This is a genomic window from Brevundimonas sp. (assembly GCF_029946145.1).
Lineage (GTDB): Bacteria > Pseudomonadota > Alphaproteobacteria > Caulobacterales > Caulobacteraceae > Brevundimonas.
In genome coordinates, this window is sequence record NZ_JAQSDY010000017.1 from 96,750 (window position 1) to 116,744 (window position 19,995).

Annotated in this window: 21 protein-coding genes; 12 read left to right on the forward strand and 9 right to left on the reverse strand. The window is 67.8% G+C overall.

The annotated features are described in order from the left end of the window. Positions 1–25 precede the first annotated feature (25 nt). The 6 genes from PSV23_RS07610 to PSV23_RS07635 form a co-directional block, all read right to left on the reverse strand. Positions 26–1,513 carry a replicative DNA helicase gene (locus PSV23_RS07610; RefSeq protein ID WP_300467511.1) on the reverse strand — a complete coding sequence of 496 codons (1,488 nt, stop codon included), beginning with the start codon at positions 1,511–1,513 and terminating at the stop codon, positions 26–28. 118 nt (positions 1,514–1,631) lie between these two features. Next, positions 1,632–2,009 carry a hypothetical protein gene (locus PSV23_RS07615; RefSeq protein ID WP_300467513.1) on the reverse strand — a complete coding sequence of 126 codons (378 nt, stop codon included), beginning with the start codon at positions 2,007–2,009 and terminating at the stop codon, positions 1,632–1,634. Between the two features lie 127 nt (positions 2,010–2,136). Beyond that, the gene (gene rplI / locus PSV23_RS07620) at positions 2,137–2,721 is read right to left on the reverse strand and encodes a 50S ribosomal protein L9 (protein ID WP_300467515.1); all 585 of its coding nucleotides are present in this window, start codon (positions 2,719–2,721) and stop codon (positions 2,137–2,139) included. 1 nt (position 2,722) lies between these two features. Further along, positions 2,723–2,998, reverse strand: coding sequence for a 30S ribosomal protein S18 (rpsR, locus tag PSV23_RS07625; RefSeq protein WP_055828934.1), 276 nt, complete (start codon positions 2,996–2,998; stop codon positions 2,723–2,725). Between the two features lie 13 nt (positions 2,999–3,011). Continuing rightward, positions 3,012–3,401 (reverse strand): 30S ribosomal protein S6, encoded by a 390-nt coding sequence (gene rpsF, locus PSV23_RS07630; RefSeq protein WP_056615127.1) that lies wholly within the window; start codon positions 3,399–3,401, stop codon positions 3,012–3,014. Between the two features lie 195 nt (positions 3,402–3,596). Next, a complete protein-coding gene (locus tag PSV23_RS07635; protein WP_300467518.1) occupies positions 3,597–5,045 on the reverse strand; it encodes a D-alanyl-D-alanine carboxypeptidase in 1,449 nt (482 codons plus the stop codon). A 284-nt stretch (positions 5,046–5,329) separates the two neighbouring features. On the opposite strand from PSV23_RS07635, the gene PSV23_RS07640 reads away from it, so the two are divergent. From PSV23_RS07640 to clpA, 3 genes are all read left to right on the forward strand, one after another. Next, positions 5,330–5,836, forward strand: a complete 507-nt coding sequence (locus PSV23_RS07640) for a phasin family protein (protein WP_300467520.1) — start codon at positions 5,330–5,332, stop codon at positions 5,834–5,836. A 160-nt stretch (positions 5,837–5,996) separates the two neighbouring features. Then, entirely contained in the window at positions 5,997–6,332 is a 336-nt protein-coding gene (gene clpS / locus PSV23_RS07645; protein ID WP_300467522.1) for an ATP-dependent Clp protease adapter ClpS, read from the forward strand. A 12-nt stretch (positions 6,333–6,344) separates the two neighbouring features. Continuing rightward, positions 6,345–8,657 carry an ATP-dependent Clp protease ATP-binding subunit ClpA gene (gene clpA, locus PSV23_RS07650; protein WP_300467524.1) on the forward strand — a complete coding sequence of 771 codons (2,313 nt, stop codon included), beginning with the start codon at positions 6,345–6,347 and terminating at the stop codon, positions 8,655–8,657. A gap of 74 nt (positions 8,658–8,731) precedes the next feature. Here the strand turns inward: clpA and PSV23_RS07655 are convergent, their stop codons facing one another. Further along, on the reverse strand, positions 8,732–9,037 hold the full coding sequence (locus tag PSV23_RS07655) for a CsbD family protein (RefSeq protein WP_300467526.1): 306 nt from the start codon (positions 9,035–9,037) through the stop codon (positions 8,732–8,734). Between the two features lie 346 nt (positions 9,038–9,383). On the opposite strand from PSV23_RS07655, the gene PSV23_RS07660 reads away from it, so the two are divergent. Continuing rightward, on the forward strand, positions 9,384–9,959 hold the full coding sequence (locus PSV23_RS07660; protein ID WP_300467528.1) for a DUF2239 family protein: 576 nt from the start codon (positions 9,384–9,386) through the stop codon (positions 9,957–9,959). 107 nt (positions 9,960–10,066) lie between these two features. Beyond that, a complete protein-coding gene (locus tag PSV23_RS07665; protein ID WP_300467530.1) occupies positions 10,067–10,474 on the forward strand; it encodes an endonuclease domain-containing protein in 408 nt (135 codons plus the stop codon). A 530-nt stretch (positions 10,475–11,004) separates the two neighbouring features. Here the strand turns inward: PSV23_RS07665 and cobS are convergent. Beyond that, positions 11,005–12,009, reverse strand: coding sequence for a cobaltochelatase subunit CobS (gene cobS, locus PSV23_RS07670; protein ID WP_300467532.1), 1,005 nt, complete (start codon positions 12,007–12,009; stop codon positions 11,005–11,007). 125 nt (positions 12,010–12,134) lie between these two features. Here cobS and PSV23_RS07675 point away from each other — a divergent pair, with 125 nt between their 5' ends. From PSV23_RS07675 to PSV23_RS07690, 4 genes are all read left to right on the forward strand, one after another. After that, complete coding sequence (locus PSV23_RS07675; protein WP_300467534.1) at positions 12,135–12,764, forward strand: TetR/AcrR family transcriptional regulator; 630 nt, start codon at positions 12,135–12,137, stop codon at positions 12,762–12,764. Further along, entirely contained in the window at positions 12,761–13,750 is a 990-nt protein-coding gene (locus tag PSV23_RS07680; protein ID WP_300467536.1) for an HlyD family secretion protein, read from the forward strand. The genes PSV23_RS07675 and PSV23_RS07680 overlap by 4 nt, the downstream gene beginning before the upstream one ends. Before the next feature lie 203 nt (positions 13,751–13,953). Then, entirely contained in the window at positions 13,954–14,859 is a 906-nt protein-coding gene (locus PSV23_RS07685) for an ABC transporter ATP-binding protein (protein WP_370461021.1), read from the forward strand. Position 14,860: 1 nt separating this feature from the next. After that, positions 14,861–15,988: an ABC transporter permease gene (locus PSV23_RS07690; RefSeq protein ID WP_300467538.1), complete on the forward strand. Its 1,128-nt coding sequence runs from the start codon at positions 14,861–14,863 to the stop codon at positions 15,986–15,988. Between the two features lie 350 nt (positions 15,989–16,338). Here the strand turns inward: PSV23_RS07690 and PSV23_RS07695 are convergent, their stop codons facing one another. Then, positions 16,339–17,013, reverse strand: coding sequence for a J domain-containing protein (locus PSV23_RS07695; RefSeq protein WP_300467540.1), 675 nt, complete (start codon positions 17,011–17,013; stop codon positions 16,339–16,341). A 46-nt stretch (positions 17,014–17,059) separates the two neighbouring features. On the opposite strand from PSV23_RS07695, the gene PSV23_RS07700 reads away from it, so the two are divergent. From PSV23_RS07700 to PSV23_RS07710, 3 genes are all read left to right on the forward strand, one after another. After that, positions 17,060–17,359, forward strand: a complete 300-nt coding sequence (locus PSV23_RS07700; RefSeq protein WP_300467542.1) for a BolA family protein — start codon at positions 17,060–17,062, stop codon at positions 17,357–17,359. Positions 17,360–17,461: 102 nt separating this feature from the next. After that, positions 17,462–19,276, forward strand: coding sequence for an ATP-binding protein (locus PSV23_RS07705; protein ID WP_300467544.1), 1,815 nt, complete (start codon positions 17,462–17,464; stop codon positions 19,274–19,276). Between the two features lie 137 nt (positions 19,277–19,413). After that, a complete protein-coding gene (locus PSV23_RS07710; protein WP_300467546.1) occupies positions 19,414–19,929 on the forward strand; it encodes an RcnB family protein in 516 nt (171 codons plus the stop codon). The last annotated feature ends 66 nt before the right edge of the window (positions 19,930–19,995 follow it).

Below are 19,995 nucleotides of genomic sequence, written 5' to 3' on the forward strand. Positions count from 1 at the left end.
CCCGCAAGGGGAGAAGGACCAGCCGTCAGTCGTAGTTGTCGTACCGCTGGCCCTGCGCCAGGTTGCCGAACTTGGTCGTGTTCGCGTCGAAGCTCAGCTTGATGATGCCGATGGGGCCGTGGCGCTGTTTGCCGATGACGACCTCGGCCTGGTGCTCGAGCCGGTCCATGTCCTCCTGCCATTGCAGGTGTTCAGGCGAGCCCTCGCGCGGCTCGGCGCGGCCCAGATAATAGCTTTCGCGGTAAACGAACATGACGCAGTCGGCGTCCTGCTCGATCGAGCCGGATTCCCGCAGGTCGGACAGCTGGGGCCGCTTGTCCTCGCGCTGCTCGACCTGACGCGACAGCTGCGACAGGGCGATGATCGGCACCGACAGCTCCTTGGCCAGGGCCTTCAGGGCGCCGGTGATCTCGGACACCTCCTGCACCCGGTTCTTCTGGTTGTTGCCGTCGCCGACGGTGATGAGCTGGAGGTAGTCGACGATGATCAGGTCCAGCCCGTGCTCCTGCCGTTTCAGCCGGCGCGCGCGGGCGGCCAGCTTGGAGATGGACAGGCCGCCGGTGGCGTCGATGAACAGGGGGCTTTCGCCGATCTCGACCGCGGCTTCGCGGATCTTGCCGAAGTCGCCCGCGTCGATCTCGCCCTTGCGCAGCTTGTCGGACGATACGCCCGAGGCGTCGGCCAGAATACGCATGGCCAGCTGCTCGGCGCTCATTTCCAGGCTGTAGAAGGCCACCACGCCGCCGTTGACCGTCTTCCGGCCCTCGGGTGTCGGCTCCCAGCGATAGTTGCGAGCGACGTTGAAGGCGATGTTGGTGGCCAGCGCCGTCTTGCCCATCGACGGGCGGCCGGCGAGCACCAGAAGGTCGGAGGGGTGCAGCCCGCCCAGCTTGGCGTCGAGATCGTCCAGATGAGTGGCCAGACCGGCCAGTTTGCCGTCCCGCTGATAGGCCTCGGCCGCCATCTGCACCGCGCCGCTCAGGGCGCTGGAGAAGCTGACGAAGCCCGATGACGGCTTGCCGGTCTCGGCCAGGGTGTAGAGCCGCTGTTCCGCCTGTTCGATCTGGTCGATGGCGGCGGTTTCGGGCTGGGGCGCCTCGCGGACGATCTCGCCGCCGATGCGGATCAGGTCGCGGCGCAGGGCCAGGTCGTAGACGACGCGGGCGTAGTCGGGGGCGTTGGCCGCCGGCGGGGCGCGGTCGACCAGATCGGCGAGGTAGCGCAGGCCGCCGAACTCCTGGAAGGCCGGATCCTGTTTGAACCGCTCCATCAGGATGGTCGGCTCGGCCAGCATGCCCTGGCGGATGTGGTCTTCGATCGCCTCGTACAGGCGCTGGTGGAAGGGTTCGTAGAAATGGCCGCCGCGCAACCGGTCGCTGAGCCGTTCGAACACGGCGTTGTCGAACATCAGCGAGCCCAGCAGGGCCTGCTCCGCCTCCAGATTGTGGGGCATCGACGGGATGGATCCCGAGTCTGCGGGACCGGGGAAGGCAAGCGGTGCGAAGGCGTTCATGGGGGCCATGTCTTACCCATGCGCGCGCCCTGCGACACGTTTGGACGCAGCCTTCGTGGGGGACAGATTCGGAGCGCTGTGGACGGCGGCGAATTCCGTAGCCGGATCAGTTAACGGCTCAGGCTCCGCACGGATATTGCGAGGCCATCCAGCTACGGATGCCGTCGGTGACCGTCATGCGCTGGCGGCGGGCCTCGGGAATTCCGTTCAGGAAGCCCAGCATCTGGCGGACGTTGAGATTGATCTGCGCCGGCGGACAGGCCGGCGGGGTCCGGCTCGCGGCGCGGGCGGCCGTGATTTCGTTGCCGACCGTACGGAAGGCGCGCTCGGCCTCGCCCTTCAGACGATGGGCGTCGGGGCGCAGCATGGCCGTCGGATTGAGCGGAATCCGGTTCGCACGGGTGACGAATGTGTCGAGCGTCATGCCCGACTGGGCCACGGCCGAACCGGCCGCCATGGACAGTGCGAGGCCGGCGATCAGCAGCAGGCGTGTCATGTGTTCCCCTCCGAGACATCCAGATTGATCGGGAATTCGTGGCGAAACAACGACGTTTTGCAGCCAAGGAAAAGGGGCGCGCCCCGCAGGACGCGCCCCTCAGTTCAGATCAGCGATCCGGCAGGGTTCAGGCTTCCGAACCCAGGCCTTCCTGCTGGCCGGCGCCGCCGGCGACCATGTCCTTGGCCTGTTCGAGGGCCGCTTCGCGGTCCTCGTCATAGGCGGCCTTGATCACGTCCTCGCCCTTCGCCTGACGTTCGGCTTCGTCGGCCGAGCGGGCGATGTTGATCTTGACGGTGGCCGAGACTTCCGCGTGCAGACGCACGGTGATCTCGTGAACGCCCAGCGTCTTGATCGGGGTGTTGAGCACGATCTGGCTGCGCTCGATCTTGCCGCCTTCGGCCACGACGGCCTCGACGATGTCGCGAGCGGCGACCGAACCGTACAGCTGACCCGTCTCACCGGCTTGCCGGATCATGACATAGGTCTGGCCGTCGATCTTGGAGCCGATCGCGCCGGCGTCGGCCTTGTTCTTCTCGTTGCGGGCCTCGATGGCGGCGCGGTCGAGTTCGAACGCCTTCAGGTTCGCCGACGTGGCCCGACGGGCCTTGTCGCGCGGCAGAAGGAAGTTGCGGGCGAAGCCGTCCTTGACGGAAACGACATCGCCGATGGCGCCGAGATTATCGACGCGCTCAAGCAGAACGACCTTCATCTTACTTCACCACATAGGGCAGGAGGGCCAGATAGCGGGCGCGCTTGATGGCCTTGGCCAGTTCGCGTTGCTTGATCTGGGAAACGGCCGTGATGCGCGAAGGGACGATCTTGCCGCGTTCGCTGATGTAGCGTTGCAGCAGTTTGACGTCCTTGTAGTCGATCTTCGGCGCTTGCGGACCCGTGAACGGGCACACCTTGCGGCGGCGATAGAAGGGACGGCGGGCCGGGCCGGAGCCGGCCGGCGCGCCCGGCGACGGGGCGGTGGTGTCGGTCATGTTCCGGGTTCCCTTAGAAGGTTGCTTCGGCGGCGGCGTCGTCACGCGGCGTACGCTCGCGTTCACGTTCGCGCTCGCGCTCGCGGCGGGCCAGCAGCGGCGACAGTTCCAGGTCGAGTTCCTCGACGCGGACGGTCAGCCAGCGCAGGACGTCCTCGTTGATCGACAGCTGACGTTCCACTTCGGCCATGGCGGCGGGCGGGCAGTCGACGGCGAGCAGCGAATAGTGCGCCTTGCGGTTCTTTTTGACCCGATAGGTCAGGTTGCGCAGACCCCAGTACTCGATCTTGGCGACGGTGCCGCCGCCGGCTTCGATCAAGCCCTTGATGGTGTCGTTCAGCGCTTCGGCCTGTTGCGCGCTGATATCCTGGCGCGACATGACCGTGTGCTCGTAAAGAGCCATGCGGTAGTCTCCCTTGTAGGGCGTCGGCGCGAGGGGACCGGGTAAGTCCTCTCCCACGATGGATCCTGGCGCGGCGGCCGGGATGACTTCCCGAACCCTTTGGTGCTCCGCAGCCAGGACCGAAGCCCTGGAAAGGCGGCGCGTATAGGGGAAAAGGGGCCGGGGAGCAAGGCGCGCCGGCGCGGGACCCGCCTGCTATTCCTGCGGGCGGATGACCATGCAGGTGACGCGGCGCTCGGCCAGGGCGGCGCAGGCGCCCTGGGCGGCCTGTTCGGTCATGCCGGTGAAGCGCGAGCGGTACCAGCCCTCGGCGTTCTGGACCGTGCGTTCGGCGGCGGCGAACTGGGTGCGGAAGCGGCGGTTGACCTCGGTCAGCCAGTTGCTGGCGACGGCTTCGTCGCGGAAGGCGCCGACCTGCACCGACCAGCGGCCTGCGGGCGCGCGGGCCGGCGGGCGCGCGACGGGACGGGCGGGCGTCGGGGCGGCCGTCGAACGGGGCGCCGAGCCGCCATTCAGCGAGGCTGTCAGATCCCCTGTCGTCCGGACCAGATCTCCTGTCGTCCGCATCTCGGCGCGCTGGACCGGCGCGGGCGGGCGGACTTCGGACGGCGCCGGGGTGATCCGCGTCGGCTGCGGCTGGGCGGCGACCACGGCGGTGTAGGCGACCCCTTCGTCGCCGATATCGGCCGCGCCGTCCCGGGTGGCGACCGAGGCGTATTCAACCCCGCCCGACGGCTCGGGGCCGAGGCCGAAGCCGCGGGACTCGAAATAGGTCTGGGCGATCTGGATGGTCTGGCCGCGCGCGCGGGCGCGTTCGACGTCGAAGCCGGTGTCCATCAGGGCGGCGACGTGGGCGTTGCGGCTGGCGGTGGACCGGCCGCCCAGCACGATGGTGATCAGCCGCTTGCCGTCCCGCACCGACGAGGCCGCCAGATTGTAGCCCGAGGCGTTGGTGTAGCCGGTCTTCATGCCGTCATAACCGGCCCCGCTGCGCAACAGGCCGTTGGTGTTGCGGTATTCGCGTCCCTGGTAGACCCAGTCGTGCTGGCCGAAATAGCGGTAGTACTGCGGATAGTCCCGCATGACGGCGCGGGCCAGGATCGCCAGATCGCGCGCCGAGGTCGTCTGGCGGCTGTCGGGCAGGCCGTTCGGATTGACGTAATTGGTCTGCGTCATGCCCAACTCGCGGGCCTTGCGGTTGGACATCGCCGCGAAGCGGTCCTGCGAGCCGCCGATGTGTTCCGCGATGGCCATGGCCATGTCGTTGGCGCTGCGCACGGCCGTGGCGCGCATGGCGTCGTCCAGGGTGATGGTCTGTCCGGCCCCGAGCCCCAGCTTCGAGGGCGGTTCGCGGGCGGCGCGGGCGGAGACGGTCAGCACGTCGTCGAGCCTGGCCTTTCCTTCCGCCAGCGCCTCGAACGCCAGATACAGCGTCATCACCTTGGTGATCGACGCGGGGTATCGCCGCTCGTCGGCATACCTCGAGAACAGCACCTCGCCGGACTCGGCGTCAACGACGATGGCGGCGTAGCGGGCGTTGTCCGAGGACTGGGCGACCAGCGGGGCGGTCGTCGGCGTCAGGGCCAGGGCGGCCACCAGCATCAACGAAAGCCATCCGCGGCGGATCAGGGCGGAGATCGACAAAGGCAGGCCTCACAAGACATTTAGCGCGACGGCGGCCCCACCACGCGACGCTGACGAAAGGCTAACATGCGTCATCGGGGTTTCGTGAGGGTAAACAAGCCGTCAACGGTTTTGTGAAGCGGCTTCGCCTGTCAGGCGGCCAACGTGAACTTATTGTGCACTGCACAAAAAGTCTTGACCATCCTTCGCACTTGCACCATATGACTCCCTGCCGCGATGGACTCGTTCGTCGCGCCAGACATTCCGGGCGGTCCCCCGACCGCGAAAACGTTCAGGAGATCACCATGGCTGAAGCCACCGTCGAGACCGTCAAGAAGACCGTCGAAACCGCCGCCAACACCGTCAAGGCTTCGGCCGAGAAGGCCCAGGCCACCTTCCAGGCCAACGCAGAACAGGCCCAGGCCGCCGGCGCCAAGGCGTTCCGCGACGTCGCCGACAAGTCGGCCGCGGGCATCAGCGAGCTGAGCGCCCAGGGCAAGCAGAACCTGGAAGCCATGGTCGCCTCGGCCGCCGCCGCCCAGAAGGGCGTCGAAGCCCTGTCGGCCCAGTCGGTCGCCTTCACGAAGAAGTCCTGGGAAGACGGCGTCGCCGCGGCCCAGTCGATGTCGCAGGCCCGTTCGATCCAGGAACTGCTCGAGCTGCAGACGACCTGGGCCAAGTCGGCGACCGAAGCCTATCTGGCCGAAGTCACCAAGGCGACGGACGTCCTGACCGCCTCGGTCAAGAACAGCTTCCAGCCGATCAACGAGCGCGTCACCGCCTCGGTCGAAAAGTTCCAGGCCGCCCGCTGAGCCTGAGAGTTCAGTAAGCGTAAGCGAAGGGCCCCGGCGGAAACGCCGGGGCTTTTTGCTGTGCGCGGTGCGCCCAAAACATAAAGCTGTGACTGGACGCGCCTTCAATTCAGGCCATCATTCCCTATCTGATCCATCTACTCCCCAAACTGGACCACGAATGCCGCCGACACGCAGGCCAGGTGAACAGAACGATGGAGGCCTCGGCGCCGCCACCGTCACCGAGACCAAGCCGAAGCTTCAGAAGCCCTCGCTGTACCGGGTGCTGATCCTGAACGACGACTACACGCCGATGGAATTCGTCGTCTATGTGCTGGAGCGGTTCTTTCAAAAGGACCGCGAGGCCGCGACTCGCATCATGCTGCATGTGCATCAGCATGGAGTCGGGGTCTGCGGCGTCTTCACCTACGAGGTGGCCGAAACAAAGGTCGCACAGGTGATCGAGACCGCCCGCCGCCACCAGCATCCCCTGCAATGCACGATGGAAAAAGACTGAGAGGATCTGTCCATGCCCTCGTTTTCTCGTCCTCTCGAAGAGACCCTGCACCGCGCGGTGCACTACGCCAACGAGCGCCGGCATGAGTACGCCACGCTCGAGCACCTGCTGCTGGCGCTGATCGACGATCCCGACGCGGCCAACGTCATGACCGCCTGCAACGTCGACCTGGTGAACCTCAAGGCCGCGCTGACCCTGTACGTCGACACCGACCTGGCGGCGCTGGCCACCAGCGACGGCGAGGACGCCAAGCCCACCGCCGGCTTCCAGCGCGTGATCCAGCGCGCCGTGATCCACGTCCAGAGCTCGGGCCGCGAGGAGGTCACCGGCGCCAATGTGCTGGTCGCCATCTTCAGCGAGCGCGAAAGCCACGCCGCCTACTTCCTGCAGGAGCAGGACATGACCCGCTATGATGCGGTCAACTACATCGCCCACGGCATCGCCAAGAAGGCCGGCGGCTCGGGCGAGACGCGTCCGGCCAAGACCGGCGCATCGCCGGAGGACGCCGACGACGCGGCCGCCGCCAAGACCGGCGGAGAGGCGCTCGAGGCCTATTGCGTCGACCTCAACGAGAAGTCGCGCAAGGGCAAGATCGACCCCCTGATCGGCCGTCACGCAGAGGTCGAGCGCGCCATCCAGATCCTGTGCCGGCGGACCAAGAACAACCCGCTGCTGGTCGGCGACCCCGGCGTCGGCAAGACCGCCATCGCCGAGGGCCTGGCCCGCAAGATCGTCAACCACGAGGTTCCGGAGGTGCTGGAAGGCGCCACCATCTACAGCCTCGACATGGGCGCCCTGCTGGCCGGCACCCGCTATCGCGGCGACTTCGAGGAGCGGCTGAAACAGGTCGTCAAGGAGCTGGAGACGCACGACAACGCCATCCTGTTCATCGACGAGATCCATACGGTGATCGGCGCCGGCGCGACCTCGGGCGGGGCCATGGACGCGTCCAACCTGCTGAAGCCTGCGCTGGCCTCGGGCAGCCTGCGCTGCATGGGCTCGACCACCTACAAGGAATACCGCCAGCATTTCGAGAAGGACCGGGCCCTGGCCCGCCGCTTCCAGAAGATCGACGTCAACGAGCCGACGGTCGAGGACACGGTCAAGATCCTCAAGGGGCTGAAGACCTCCTACGAAGGTCACCACAAGGTCCGCTACACCGACGCGGCCCTGCGTACGGCGGTCGAGCTGTCGGCCCGCTACATGACCGACCGCAAACTGCCGGACAAGGCGATCGACGTCATCGACGAGGCGGGCGCCAGCCAGATGCTGCTGCCCGAGGCGAAGCGGAAGAAGGTCATCGGCCAGAAGGAGGTCGAGGTCGTCATCGCCCGCATGGCCCGCATCCCGGCCAAGTCGGTCTCCAAGTCCGACACCGAGGGCCTGCGCCAGCTCGAGACCGACCTGAACCGGGTCGTGTTCGGCCAGTCGTCGGCGATCGAACAGGTCTCGGCGGCGATGAAGCTGGCCCGGGCCGGCCTGCGCGATCCGCAGAAGCCGATCGGCGCCTTCCTGTTCAGCGGTCCGACGGGCGTGGGCAAGACGGAGGTGGCCAAGCAGCTGGCCGCGACCCTCGGCATCGAGATGCTGCGCTTCGACATGTCCGAGTACATGGAGCGGCACACCGTCAGCCGGCTGATCGGCGCGCCTCCGGGCTATGTCGGCCACGACCAGGGCGGGCTGCTGACCGACGCCGTCGACCAGCACCCGCATGCCGTGGTCCTGCTGGACGAGATCGAGAAGGCCCACCCGGACGTCTACAACATCCTGCTGCAGGTGATGGACAACGGCATGCTGACCGATGCGGTCGGCAAGAAGGTCGACTTCAGGAACGTCATCCTGATCATGACCACCAACGCCGGGGCCGCCGACAACGCCCGCGCCTCCATCGGCTTCGGCCGGGGCAAGGTCGAGGGCGAGGACGACAAGGCCATCCAGCGCCTGTTCGCGCCGGAGTTCCGCAACCGCCTCGACGCCATCGTCGCCTTCAAGGCGCTGGACGCCGGGACCATCAAGTCGGTGGTGACCAAATTCATCATCCAGCTGGAGGCCCAGCTGGCGGACCGGAACATCACCATCGAACTGACCGACGAGGCGGCCGACTGGCTGGCCAAGAACGGCTTCGACGAACTGTACGGCGCGCGGCCCCTGGCCCGGGTCATCCAGGAGCACATCAAGAAGCCGCTGGCCGACGACATCCTGTTCGGACGCCTGACGCGCGGCGGCCATGTGAAGGTGACGCTGAAGGACGGCAAGATCGCCTTCGACGTCAGCGGACCCAACGCCGCCCAGACCAAGGCGGTCGAGGCCCAGGCGGCGGACTGAGCCTCGCGGTTCGGACACGCGAAAGGCCCGGGCAGCGACGCCCGGGCCTTTTGTCCGTCTGAAGCCCGGTTGGCCTAGCGGCGGCGGCCGATGCCGCCCAGCAGGATAGCCAGGCCGGCGACGATGCCGGTGGTCAGCAGCGGCTTGCGGCGGGCGAAGTCGAGGCCCTGACGCGCCTTGTCCTGATACTGGACCGGGGCCTTCTCGACGAGGCCGTCGAGGCCGTCGATGACGCGGCCATAGGCGTCGAGCGCCTTGCCCTTCACCTCGTTCAGCTTGCCGTCGAGTTGCAGCTTGCTGTCGCCGGTCAGGCGGCCGAGAGCGGACTGGGCCTTGCCCTCGAGCTCGGTGGCGGCGCCGTCGATGCGTTGGTCGGTCATGGGGGAAATCCTTGTCTGCGGGCAGGGCGGGGAGGCCTGCACCCGGAAGCGTATGTCGGGGCGGGCGGTTCCTGCGGCAAGGCGTCCGGGGTGATGTTTTCCAGGGCGGGACGATCATGCCCCGACGGCGAGCAGTATAATTATACCCGGGGGATATTGACGGACGGTATTGGGTCCGGGTAGAAAGCGCTTCAGAGAGAGCCTGGGTGCGAAAAACACCGTCTCATGCGTCTCATGAGTCTCATCCGCTCGAAGCTCCCGCCCGATCCATCGCGCGTCGTCCGAATGAGGATAGGGCGCCCCTACGTCAGAAGCGGACGCACTCCGTCCGGCCCGGAGTCCCGTCATGTCCGCGTCCATCGATCTGCCCGTCGCCGTCTTCTCGTCCCATCGGCTGATCGCCCGCGGGCCGCTGGGGGGGGTGCTGGAGGCTGTGCGGACGGCGGCGGACGGCGAGGCGGCGCCGCTGGTCATCGATCTGGCGACGGGACGGGTCGTGGACCTGGACCTGCGCGGGACGCTGGACGCGGCGAAGGCGCGGCTGACCCCGGCGCCCGAGGCGGAGAAGCGCGGCCCGGGCCGGCCGAAACTGGGCGTCACGGCGCGCGAGGTGACCCTGCTGCCGCGCCACTGGGACTGGCTGGCGGGCCAGCCGGGCGGGGCGTCGGTTGCGCTACGCAAACTGGTCGAGGGCGCGCTGCGCGAGGCCGAGGGGCCGAACCGGGTGCGCAAGGCGAAGGAGGCGGCGTACCGCTTCATGACCGCGATGGCGGGGGATCTGCCGGGGTATGAGGAGGCGACGCGGATGCTGTTCGCCGGCGACTGGACGGCGTTCGACGCGGCGACGGAGGGGTGGCCGGAGGGGGTGCGGGATGTGGCGCGCGGGATGGCGGCGGGGGCGTGGCGGAACTGGGCGGGATGAGCGGCCCTTCTCCCCTTGCGGGAGAAGGTGGCCGAGCGGAGCGAGGTCGGATGAGGGGTCGCGCCGGCCTATGGACAGGCGCCGTCCGATCGAAGATCATGCAATCTATGGACGAGTGGCTCCAGCAACGTGCGAAGGAAATGCGGCATGAGCCCGTTCTCTACGAACGCCGCCTCTGGAAACTGCTGCGCGACCGCCGACTGGGCGGGCTGAAATTCCGCCGCCAGTTCAGGATCGGTCGGTACATCGTCGATTTCATCTGCCTGAGACATCGGCTGATCGTCGAGGCCGACGGCCCTCAGCATGAGGAGCGCGCGGAGGATGCGACCCGGGACGCGTGGCTGCGAGCGCAGGGGTTTCGGCTGCTGCGGTTTCCCAACCAGCAGATCGAGAACCGTGGCGAGCAGGTTGTGGCGGCGATCCTGGCCGCAGCGGAGGCGAAGGTGATCCGGGGTCCTTCTCCCCTTGCGGGAGAAGGTGGCAGCCGAAGGCTGACGGATGAGGGGTTTCTCTGATGGCGGGGTCATTGACGGCCGGTGGACCGCTGACCGGCCCCGCCGGTGCGACCCCTCATCCGACCTCGCTCCGCTCGGCCACCTTCTCCCGCAAGGGGAGAAGGGACGCTGGGGGCGAGCCGATGCCATACCGAGGTCATGGCCACCCCGAAGATGAGCCCTTCTCCCCTTGCGGGAGAAGGTGGCAGCCCGAAGGGCTGACGGATGAGGGGTTTCTCTGACGGCGGGGTCATTGACGGTCGGTGGCGCGCTCACCGGCCCCGCCGGCGCGACCCCTCATCCGACCTCGCTTCGCTCGGCCCCTTCTCCCGCAAGGGGAGAAGGGGCGCATCTCGCTCGCCGGCGACTGGACGGCGACCCTGCGTTGAAATCACGGAATCAACTACGGTGAGGTGGACCGATTGATCATTGGTCCAACAGAGCATCCGGTCGCTCTATATCACGCCTTTGTCGATCTTCTGTCTGAGGCTGGCGTTGAAGAGGCGGCAACAAAAGTCTTCGTTTCGGACATTCCATTCCACCCGAAGTAGTCACCCCACCTTCACCCGCGTCGCCGCCTCGGGCAGGTCCTCCCCGAACGCCCGCTGGTAGAATTCCGCGATCGTCGGCCGCTCCAGCTCGTCGCACTTGTTGAGGAAGGTCAGGCGGAAGGCCAGACCCACATCGCCCGCGAAGATGATCGCGTTCTGGGCCCAGGTGATGACCGTCCGGGGGCTCATCACCGTGGAGATGTCGCCGTTCATGAAGGCGTTGCGCGTCATGTCGGCGACGCGGACCATGGCGGCGATGCGGCGCTGGCCCTCGGCGTTGTTCCACTCGGGCACCTTGGCGACGACGATCCCGGCCTCGACGTCGTGGTCGAGGTAGTTGAGCGTGGTGACGATGTTCCAGCGGTCCATCTGACCCTGATTGATCTGCTGGGTGCCGTGGTACAGGCCCGAGGTGTCGCCCAGGCCGATGGTGTTGGTGGTCGAGAACAGGCGGAACCACTTGTTGGGGCGGATGACGCGGTTCTGGTCCAGCAGGGTCAGGCGGCCCTGGGCCTCCAGCACCCGCTGGATGACGAACATCACATCGGGGCGGCCGGCGTCGTATTCGTCGAACACCAGGGCGATCGGGCGCTGGATGGCCCAGGGCAGCATGCCCTCGCGGAATTCGGTGATCTGCTTGCCGTCCTTGAGGACGATGGCGTCCTTGCCGACCAGATCGATGCGGCTGACGTGGCTGTCGAGGTTCACGCGGACCGTGGGCCAGTTCAGGCGGGCGGCGACCTGTTCGATGTGGGTCGACTTGCCGGTGCCGTGATAGCCTTGGACCATGACGCGGCGGTCGAAGGCGAAGCCGGCGCAGATGGCGAGGGTGGTCTGGGGGTCGAAGCGATAGGCCTCGTCGATCTCGGGCACATGGCTGTCGCGCTCGGTGAAGACCGGCACGACCATGTCAGAATCGACGCCGAAGATCTCGCGCACCGTGGCGCGGCGATGGGGTTCCAGCGTCAGCAGGGGATCGGGCGTGGCGTCGAGCGGGGAGGTCATGGTCCATCCCTTAGAAAACCGGGACGGCGGGGTCCAGCGTCCGGTGCGAAACCGTGTCCGGGAACGACGCTTTACAAGGCCGGTTCCCGAAGCTAATAACTGACCGGTCAGTTATCAGGAGTGTCGTGGTGCTTCCGCCGGGCGAGCCCAAATTCCGTCGCCGGCCGGCCGCCCGTCCGGCGGAAATCCTCGCGGCCGCCCTGGAGGTGTTCGCCGAGCGCGGTTTCCAGGCGGCGCGGCTGGAGGAGGTGGCGAAACGCGCCGGCGTGTCCAAGGGCGCGCTGTATCTGTATTTCGAGACCAAGGCCGACCTGTTCCGGGCGGTGGTCACCGACGCCATCTCGCCCAATCTGCAGCGGGTGAAGGGCATGGCCACGGCCGCCGTCCCGTTCGAACAGGCGCTGCGCATGGGCGTCGGCATGCTGGCCCGCGCCGTGGTCACGGACCGCCGCATCACCGGCGTGATCAAGCTGGTCATCGCCGAGAGCCGCAACCATCCCGAACTGGCGACCATCTGGCATGAGACGGTGGTGGATCCCGGCCTGCAGCTGGTGACCGGCCTGATCGTCGAGGCGCAGAAGCGGGGCGAGGTGAGGCCCGGCGACCCGCGCCTGTTCGCCTTCGGAATCATGGGGCCGATGCTCCTGTCGATGGTCTGGCGCGAGACATTCGAACCGGTCGGGGCCGAACCGATCGACGTGGCGAAGCTGGCCGACCAGCATCTGGACACGGTCCTGAAGGGGATGAGGCCATGACACGTCCGAAGCTGAGCCTGAAGCCCGTGCTGGCGCTCGGCGCGATCGCCGCGATCGGGGTGGTGGTCTGGCTGCTGTTCCTGCGTGACGGCGAGGCGCGGACCCTGACCGGCTATATCGAGGGCGAGCGGGTCTATCTGGCCGCGCCGATCTCGGGTTCGGTGGCGGCGCTGTATGTGCGCGAGGGCCAGCGCGTGGCGGCGGGCGGCCGCACCTTCCTGATCGACCCAGGCATCCAGCGGGCCCAGGCCGAGGGCGCGGCGGCCGCCGTCGGCGCCGCGGAAGCGCGGGCCGAGGACCTGAGAAAGGGGCAGCGCGCCGAGGAGCTGTCGGTGTTCGACGCCGAGATGCAGGCGGCGCTGGCGGCCGAGCGAGCGGCCGAAGCCGACTATTCGCGTATCGAGCCGCTGGTGCGGCGCGGCATCTACGCCCCGGCCCGGCTGGATCAGGTGCGGGCGGCGCGCGACGCGGCGCGGGCCCGGACGGCGGCGGTGCGACGGCGGCGCGAGGTGGCGACCCTCGGCGCGCGCGAGGATGCGCTTCGCCAGGCCGAACAGCAGGTAGTCCAGGCCGGGGGCGGGCTGAGCGAGGCCAATGCGCGGCTGGGCCAGCTGGCCCCCGTCGCCCCGGGCGCGGCGCGGGTCGAGGAGATATTCTATCGCCCCGGCGAATGGGCGGCGGCCAATGCGCCGATCCTGGCCCTGCTGCCGGACGGCGAGGTCAAGCTGGTCTTCTTCGTGCCCGAGGCCGAGATGGCGCGCTATCGCCCCGGCCGCACGGTCAGCTTCAGCTGCGACGGCTGCGCGGCGCAGGGCAGCGCCCGGATCACCTGGGTCAGCGCCCGGCCCGAGTTCACGCCGCCGGTGCTGTACAGCAAGGGCAGCCGCGACCGGCTGGTCTATCGCGTCGAGGCCCTGCCGGCGAACGCCGCGATGCTGAACCCCGGCCTGCCGGTGGACGTGGCGCCGCTGGGAGACGACCGGTGACGGATCGGCGGAGATCGACTCCCCTTCCCCTCGAGGGGGAAGGGGTCGGGGGATGGGGTGGAGGCACGTCGTCACCGGGTGAGGCGCGGGAGACGTCGTCCAATGACGGCCGGAGTCCACCGGAGGTCCCCGACCACCCGCCTGCCTCCACCCCCTCCCAACCCTCCGCCCTCGAGGGGGAGGGCTCTGAAAAGGTCATCGACGTGCGCGGGCTGAACAAGTCGTTCGGAGCGCTGCATGCGGTCAAGGATTTCGGCATCACCGTGAACCGGGGCCGCATCTGCGGCTTCCTCGGCCCCAACGGCGCGGGCAAGACCACGACCCTGCGCATGCTGTGCGGCCTGCTGACGCCCGACAGCGGCGAGGGGACGGTGCTGGGCTATGACGTCATGCGCCAGTCGCGGCTGATCAAGCAGCGCGTCGGCTATATGACGCAGAAATTCTCGCTCTACGAAGACCTGTCGATCGAGCAGAACCTGACCTTCATGGCCCGGGTGCACGAGCTGGACCGGCGGCGCGAGCGGGTGCAGGCGGCGCTGGACGGGCTGGGGCTGACGGCCCGGCGGGCGCAGCTGGCGGGGCATTTGTCCGGCGGCTGGAAGCAGCGGCTGGCGCTGGCGGCGGCGACCCTGCACGAACCCGACCTGCTGCTGCTGGACGAGCCGACGGCGGGGGTCGACCCGGAGGCGCGGCGCACCTTCTGGGATGAGATCCATGCCCTGGCGGCGGCCGGCATGACGGTGCTGGTTTCCACCCACTACATGGACGAGGCCGAGCGCTGTCACGAGATCGCCTATATCGCCGGCGGCCGGACGCTGGCGCGCGGCACGGCCGACGAGGTGATCGAGGCGTCGGGCCTGGTCACCTTCCACGCCGAAGGGCCGGGCGCAGATCGGCTGGCGGCGGAGCTGCGCGGCAAGCCGGGGGTGGAGATGGCGGCGCCGTTCGGCACGACCCTGCACGTCTCCGGCCGCGACCGGGCGGCGCTGGAGGCGGCGATCACACCGTACCGCAGGGCGCCGCTCGAATGGTCCGAGACGCGCCCGACGCTGGAGGATGTCTTCATCCAGCTGATCCACGACATCGAGACCGAGAAAAAGGCGGCCTGAGATGCTGTCCCTGACGCGCACCTGGGCCGTCATGGCCAAGGAGTTCACCCAGCTGACGCGCGACCGGCTGACCTATGCGATGATCCTGCTGCTGCCGATCATCCAGCTGCTGCTGTTCGGCTACGCCATCAACGACGACCCGCGCAGCCTGCCGACGGCGGTGCTGGTGCAGGACAACGGCGGCTTCTCGCGCTCGATCCTGACCGCGATGAACAACAGCGGCTATTTCGACATCACCGTGCAGGCCCGCAGCCAGTCCGAGCTGGACCGGGCGCTGGCGCGGGGCGAGGTGCAGTTCGCGGTGATCATCCCGGCCGATTTCACCAGGCGGGTGGTGCGGGGGGACGCCGCGCAGATCCTGGTCGAGGCGGACGCCACCGACCCGTCGGCGACCTCGGGCGCGGTGGCTGCGCTGGCCAGTCTGCCGTCACAGGCGCTGACGCGGGAGCTGACCGGACCGCTGGCCATCCGCGCGCAGGGCAGGCCGCCGTTCGAGGTCGTGGTGCACCGGCGCTACAATCCGGAGGCCATCACCGCCTACAATATCGTGCCGGGCCTGCTGGGCGTGATCCTGTCGATGACGCTGGTGATGATGACCTCGCTGGGCATGGCGCGCGAGCGCGAGCGGGGCACGATGGAGAGCCTGCTGGCGACGCCGGTGCGGCCGCTGGAGGTCATGGTGGGCAAGCTGACGCCCTATGTGCTGGTCGGGCTGATCCAGGCGGTGGTGATTCTGGTGCTGGCGCGGCTGCTGTTCCAGGTGCCGATGAGCGGAGGTTGGATCGCGCTGGGGGCGGGGCTGATGCTGTTCATCATCGGCTCCCTGTCGCTGGGCTTCCTGATCTCGACGGTGTCGAAGACGCAGCTGCAGGCGATGCAGATGAGCGTCTTCTACATGCTGCCATCGATCCTGCTGTCGGGCTTCATGTTCCCGTTCAGGGGCATGCCGGAGTGGGCCCAGGCGATCGGCCTGCTTATCCCCGTCACCCATTTCCTGCGGGTGGTGCGGGGATCGTTACTGAAGGGCGTGGGGCTCGAGAACGCCGGGCCCAGCCTGTTCGCCCTCGCCCTGTTCGTACTGGTGGTCGGCGGGCTGGCGATGTTGCGTTACCGGACGACGCTGGACTAGGCGTCGGCCCGACGGCCCGATCTCAGGACGGCGGCGACCGGAAAGCGGCTTCGCGCCCCAGTGCGACGGCGAGATGAACAACGCCGTTCACCACGCCAGAGATATCGAATGTCTGTAGATCAGCATAGCAGGTCGAAGACCAATGTCCTGCGTTGCCCGGCACAGGATATATATTCAGATCATTATTTATCGACATTATTTCACGCGCTCCTGTACGCCATGAAATACTATAACAGCGCCAAGCAATATTAGTTGCTAGAGCGCGGTGATCTATCCCGCCTGAGACAACGATCGGCCGGCTCGCCGCCAGCGCCACAACGATATGCCGCGCCTGGCGGGCGCCCGGCGCGTTAGCCCGCCAGTCCGGCCTTTTTCAGCGTCTTGTAGGCCTTGATGACGCTTTGCAGCTTGGCCTCGGCGCCGCGGTCGCCCTGGTTCAGGTCGGGGTGAAAGCGTTTCAGCATCTCGTGATAGCGCGCCTTGACCCCGGCCTTGTCGGTGCGGGCGTCGAGGTCGAGGACCGTCAGGGCCGCGCGCTCCAGCTTGCCGAGACGGAACGTGTCCTCGCCCGCCGGGCCGGCCTGCTCCCGGGTGCGGCGGCCGAACAGGCCGAAACTGTCCTGCCAGGTGCCGGCGCCCCTGGTGTTGGCCGTGCCCATCTTCGAGGCGAAGGCGGCCGCCTCGCGGCTGAATTTGCCCGCCTTCATCTCCCAGGTCGGACGGCCGCCGGTCATGGCCTCGTTTTCCTTGGCCGCGCGGACCTCGCCGTCGCTCATGCCGGCGTAGAAATTCCAGCCCTTGTTGTATTCGCCGGCGTGGCGCTGGCAGAAATCATAGAAGTCGTTGAGCCGCTCGCGCGACTTGGGAGCGCGGGCCGTGGCGGGCGCCCGGCAGTCCGGCCAGTTGCAGGCCTTTTCGCCGGGCTTCAGATGCAGGACATCGGCCTCCGCCGCCTCCTCTTCGGGGCGCGGCGGCTTGATCCGCATATCCTTGAAGCGGGGCTTGTATTCAAACTCGGATGACATCGGTGCAAGTGTAGGGTCGAATTGGTCACCAACAAGGACACAACCCATGCCGGAAGGCCCGATTGCGAAGATTATCCGGGAAAAACTGACGGCGGGCCTGTCTCCGGACCGGCTTGTGATCGAGGACGACAGCGCCCGGCACGCCGGCCACCATCACGAAGGTGGTCTGGACGGCCGGCCCGGCGGCGAGAGCCATTTCAATCTGACCGTGGTCGCGGCGGCCTTCGAGGGGCAGGGGCGGGTGCAGCGGCAGCGGGCGGTCAATGATCTGCTGCGAGCCGAACTGGCGGGGCCGGTGCATGCCCTGTCGATCCGGGCGCTGACGCCGGCGGAAGCGGACGGCTGACGTTCGTCGAACATCGACCTTGCAGAAATGTCATCGTTCATCTCGTCTTAGAGACTTGGCCATAGCGTTCGGCCCCGGGACTTAACGGGGCTGGGCGCGCGCATGGTGGAATCCGACGGCATCGGCAAGTCGAACAACGGCGAACCGGGCGCCGGCGAGGCCGCGCAGGCGCTTCGCGCGATTCTGCAGACCCAATACCTTCGCTACATGATCATCGGCACGTGGGCCCTGGGCCTGCTGGCCACGGTCGGCCTGGCCATCGCCGCCCTCTGGTTCGTGGGCACGGTGGCCGCCGGCGCCGTCCGGGGCGCGGTCGAGAAACGCATCAGCGACCGGGTCGGCGCGGGCTGGGGACTGGTGTTCCCCGCCGTGGCGACCGCGACCACGGCGGCCTGGGCCACGGCGCCCTTGCTGGCCTGGTTCTCCGGGGCCGAGTTCGGCCATGCCCTGGCCCTGGCCCTGCTGGTGTCGGGCTATGTGCTGGTGTTCGCCCAGCTGCGCAGCTCGCCCCGTCAGGCCATTGTGATTTCCTCACCCTATGGCGTCGCCGCCGTGATCATCGCGGCCAGCCTGTGGGGCACGCCGACGTTCTGGCAATTCCTGGCCGTGGTGCCGTTCACCGGCGCGGGCCTGGTGGTGCTGGTCATGATGACCATGCTGCGGGAAGAGCGCATCCGCGCCTTCCAGGAGCATCAGTCGCATCTGATCGAGGAGCTGGAAACCGCCCGCGACCGGGCCAACGCCGCCAATGACGCCAAGTCCAGCTTCCTGGGCGTCATCTCGCACGAACTGCGCACGCCGATGAATGGCGTCCTCGGCGCCGCCCAGCTGCTTGGCGCCACCCGTCTGGAGCCGACGCAGCGGGAATATCTGTCGATCATCCGCAACTCGGGCGACAATCTGCTGAGCCTGCTGAACGACATCCTGGACATGACCAAGATCGAAGCCGGCAAGATGACCTTCGAGGTCGTGGATGTGTCCATCGAAGACCTGCACAAGCGCGTCACGGGGCCGTTCCAGGCCCAGGCCGAAGCCAAGGGCCTGACTTTCTCGACCCGATTCGAGGGTGATGTCCCCTCCGTGGTCCGCGGCGACCCCCTGAGGGTCTGCCAGGTCATCCACAATCTGCTGTCCAACGCCGTGAAGTTCACGGACCGGGGCGAAGTCACCTACGTCGTTCGTGGCGAGCGCCTGGCCGGGGACAGGGTCCGGTTCGATTTCGCCGTGACCGACTCCGGCGCCGGCATTTCGCCCGAGGATCTGGCGCGGCTGTTCCAGCCGTTCACCCAGGTCGACGGCTCCTCGACGCGCCGCTTCGGCGGCACCGGTCTGGGCCTGACGATCGCCCGCCGCATGGCCAACATCATGAACGGCGACATCAATGTGACCTCGACCGTGGGCGAGGGCTCGACCTTCACCTTCTCGGTCGAGACCGACGTGGTCGAATGGGCGCGCCAGGAGGCGGCGGAGCCTATCGATGCCGAGGTGAGCGACGGTCAGGCGCTGAACGTGTTGGTGGTCGAGGATCACCCGGTCAACCGCATGATCCTGGAAGCCTGGCTGGGCTCGGCCGGGCACGCCTCGGTCAGCGCCGAGAACGGCCAGATCGCCATCGACATGGCCCAGGACCAGACCTTCGACCTGATCATCATGGACGTGAACATGCCGGTGATGGACGGCCTGACCGCCACCCGCGCGATCCGGGCCGGTCAGGGCGCCAACCGGGAGACGCCGATCGTGGTGCTGTCCGCCTCGGCGCGCAGCGAGGATCACGCCGCGGGCCTGGACGCCGGGGCCGACGCCTATCTGAACAAGCCGATCGATTTCGCCGCGCTGGCCCATCTGATGAACCGGGTCGGCCTGGGCCGGGCGGGCGTTCGCAGCTGTATCGAGAATTCCCAGGCCGCCGCGGCCTGACCGGGATCGGCGAATGGCGTCCGAAAGGCGACCCCCGTCTGAACGGGGGATGACCCGCGGTGTTCACACCCGGCTCAAGGGCGGGGGACCAGAGTGAGGCCAAGTCGAAATCTTTCGGCCTCGTCTGGAGACGTCTCATGAAGAAGCTTCTCACCGCCGCCATCGCCGCGACGCTCGCCATGAGCTCGCTGGGCGTGGCCTCCGCCGCCGAAGCCCAGTCGCGCGGCCAGCACGAACATCGCCAGAACGGTCACGATGATCGCCGGGATGATCGCAACGACCGTCGCGAAGACCGCCGTGAAGACCGCCGTGACGACCGCAACGATCGCCGCGAATGGCGTCAGGAGGCCCGCGAGGACCGCCGGGACGCCCGTCAGCAACAGCGCGCCTATGCCCGCTGGCAGCGGGCGGAACGCCGCTACAGCGCCGGCCGATATCAGGCGCCGCGCGGCTATCAGACCCGCCCGTGGGCCTATGGACAAAGCATGCCGTCTTCCTACCGCTCCAGCCAGTATGTGGTGAATGACTACGGCCGCTACGGCCTGCGCGCGCCGCCCCGCGGCTATCAGTACGTCCGCAGCGGCAATGACGTGATCCTGTCCAACTCGAACAACGGCCTGATCGCCGCCGTGATCGCGAGCCTGTTCAACTAACCGGCCCGCGCCGGCAGGAACGACGCCCCGGAGGGAAACCTTCGGGGCGTTTTTCGTTTGGGCCCT

What these genes read in the sequence shown, in the direction of transcription:
- PSV23_RS07610 (WP_300467511.1), bottom strand. Translation starts at nt 1,513, where the DNA reads ATGAACGCCTTCGCACCGCTTGCCTTCCCCGGTCCCGCAGACTCGGGA.
- PSV23_RS07615 (WP_300467513.1), bottom strand. Translation starts at nt 2,009, where the DNA reads ATGACACGCCTGCTGCTGATCGCCGGCCTCGCACTGTCCATGGCGGCC.
- rplI (WP_300467515.1), bottom strand. Translation starts at nt 2,721, where the DNA reads ATGAAGGTCGTTCTGCTTGAGCGCGTCGATAATCTCGGCGCCATCGGC.
- rpsR (WP_055828934.1), bottom strand. Translation starts at nt 2,998, where the DNA reads ATGACCGACACCACCGCCCCGTCGCCGGGCGCGCCGGCCGGCTCCGGC.
- rpsF (WP_056615127.1), bottom strand. Translation starts at nt 3,401, where the DNA reads ATGGCTCTTTACGAGCACACGGTCATGTCGCGCCAGGATATCAGCGCG.
- PSV23_RS07640 (WP_300467520.1), top strand. Translation starts at nt 5,330, where the DNA reads ATGGCTGAAGCCACCGTCGAGACCGTCAAGAAGACCGTCGAAACCGCC.
- clpS (WP_300467522.1), top strand. Translation starts at nt 5,997, where the DNA reads ATGCCGCCGACACGCAGGCCAGGTGAACAGAACGATGGAGGCCTCGGC.
- clpA (WP_300467524.1), top strand. Translation starts at nt 6,345, where the DNA reads ATGCCCTCGTTTTCTCGTCCTCTCGAAGAGACCCTGCACCGCGCGGTG.
- PSV23_RS07655 (WP_300467526.1), bottom strand. Translation starts at nt 9,037, where the DNA reads ATGACCGACCAACGCATCGACGGCGCCGCCACCGAGCTCGAGGGCAAG.
- PSV23_RS07660 (WP_300467528.1), top strand. Translation starts at nt 9,384, where the DNA reads ATGTCCGCGTCCATCGATCTGCCCGTCGCCGTCTTCTCGTCCCATCGG.
- PSV23_RS07665 (WP_300467530.1), top strand. Translation starts at nt 10,067, where the DNA reads ATGGACGAGTGGCTCCAGCAACGTGCGAAGGAAATGCGGCATGAGCCC.
- cobS (WP_300467532.1), bottom strand. Translation starts at nt 12,009, where the DNA reads ATGACCTCCCCGCTCGACGCCACGCCCGATCCCCTGCTGACGCTGGAA.
- PSV23_RS07680 (WP_300467536.1), top strand. Translation starts at nt 12,761, where the DNA reads ATGACACGTCCGAAGCTGAGCCTGAAGCCCGTGCTGGCGCTCGGCGCG.
- PSV23_RS07690 (WP_300467538.1), top strand. Translation starts at nt 14,861, where the DNA reads ATGCTGTCCCTGACGCGCACCTGGGCCGTCATGGCCAAGGAGTTCACC.
- PSV23_RS07695 (WP_300467540.1), bottom strand. Translation starts at nt 17,013, where the DNA reads ATGTCATCCGAGTTTGAATACAAGCCCCGCTTCAAGGATATGCGGATC.
- PSV23_RS07700 (WP_300467542.1), top strand. Translation starts at nt 17,060, where the DNA reads ATGCCGGAAGGCCCGATTGCGAAGATTATCCGGGAAAAACTGACGGCG.
- PSV23_RS07705 (WP_300467544.1), top strand. Translation starts at nt 17,462, where the DNA reads ATGGTGGAATCCGACGGCATCGGCAAGTCGAACAACGGCGAACCGGGC.
- PSV23_RS07710 (WP_300467546.1), top strand. Translation starts at nt 19,414, where the DNA reads ATGAAGAAGCTTCTCACCGCCGCCATCGCCGCGACGCTCGCCATGAGC.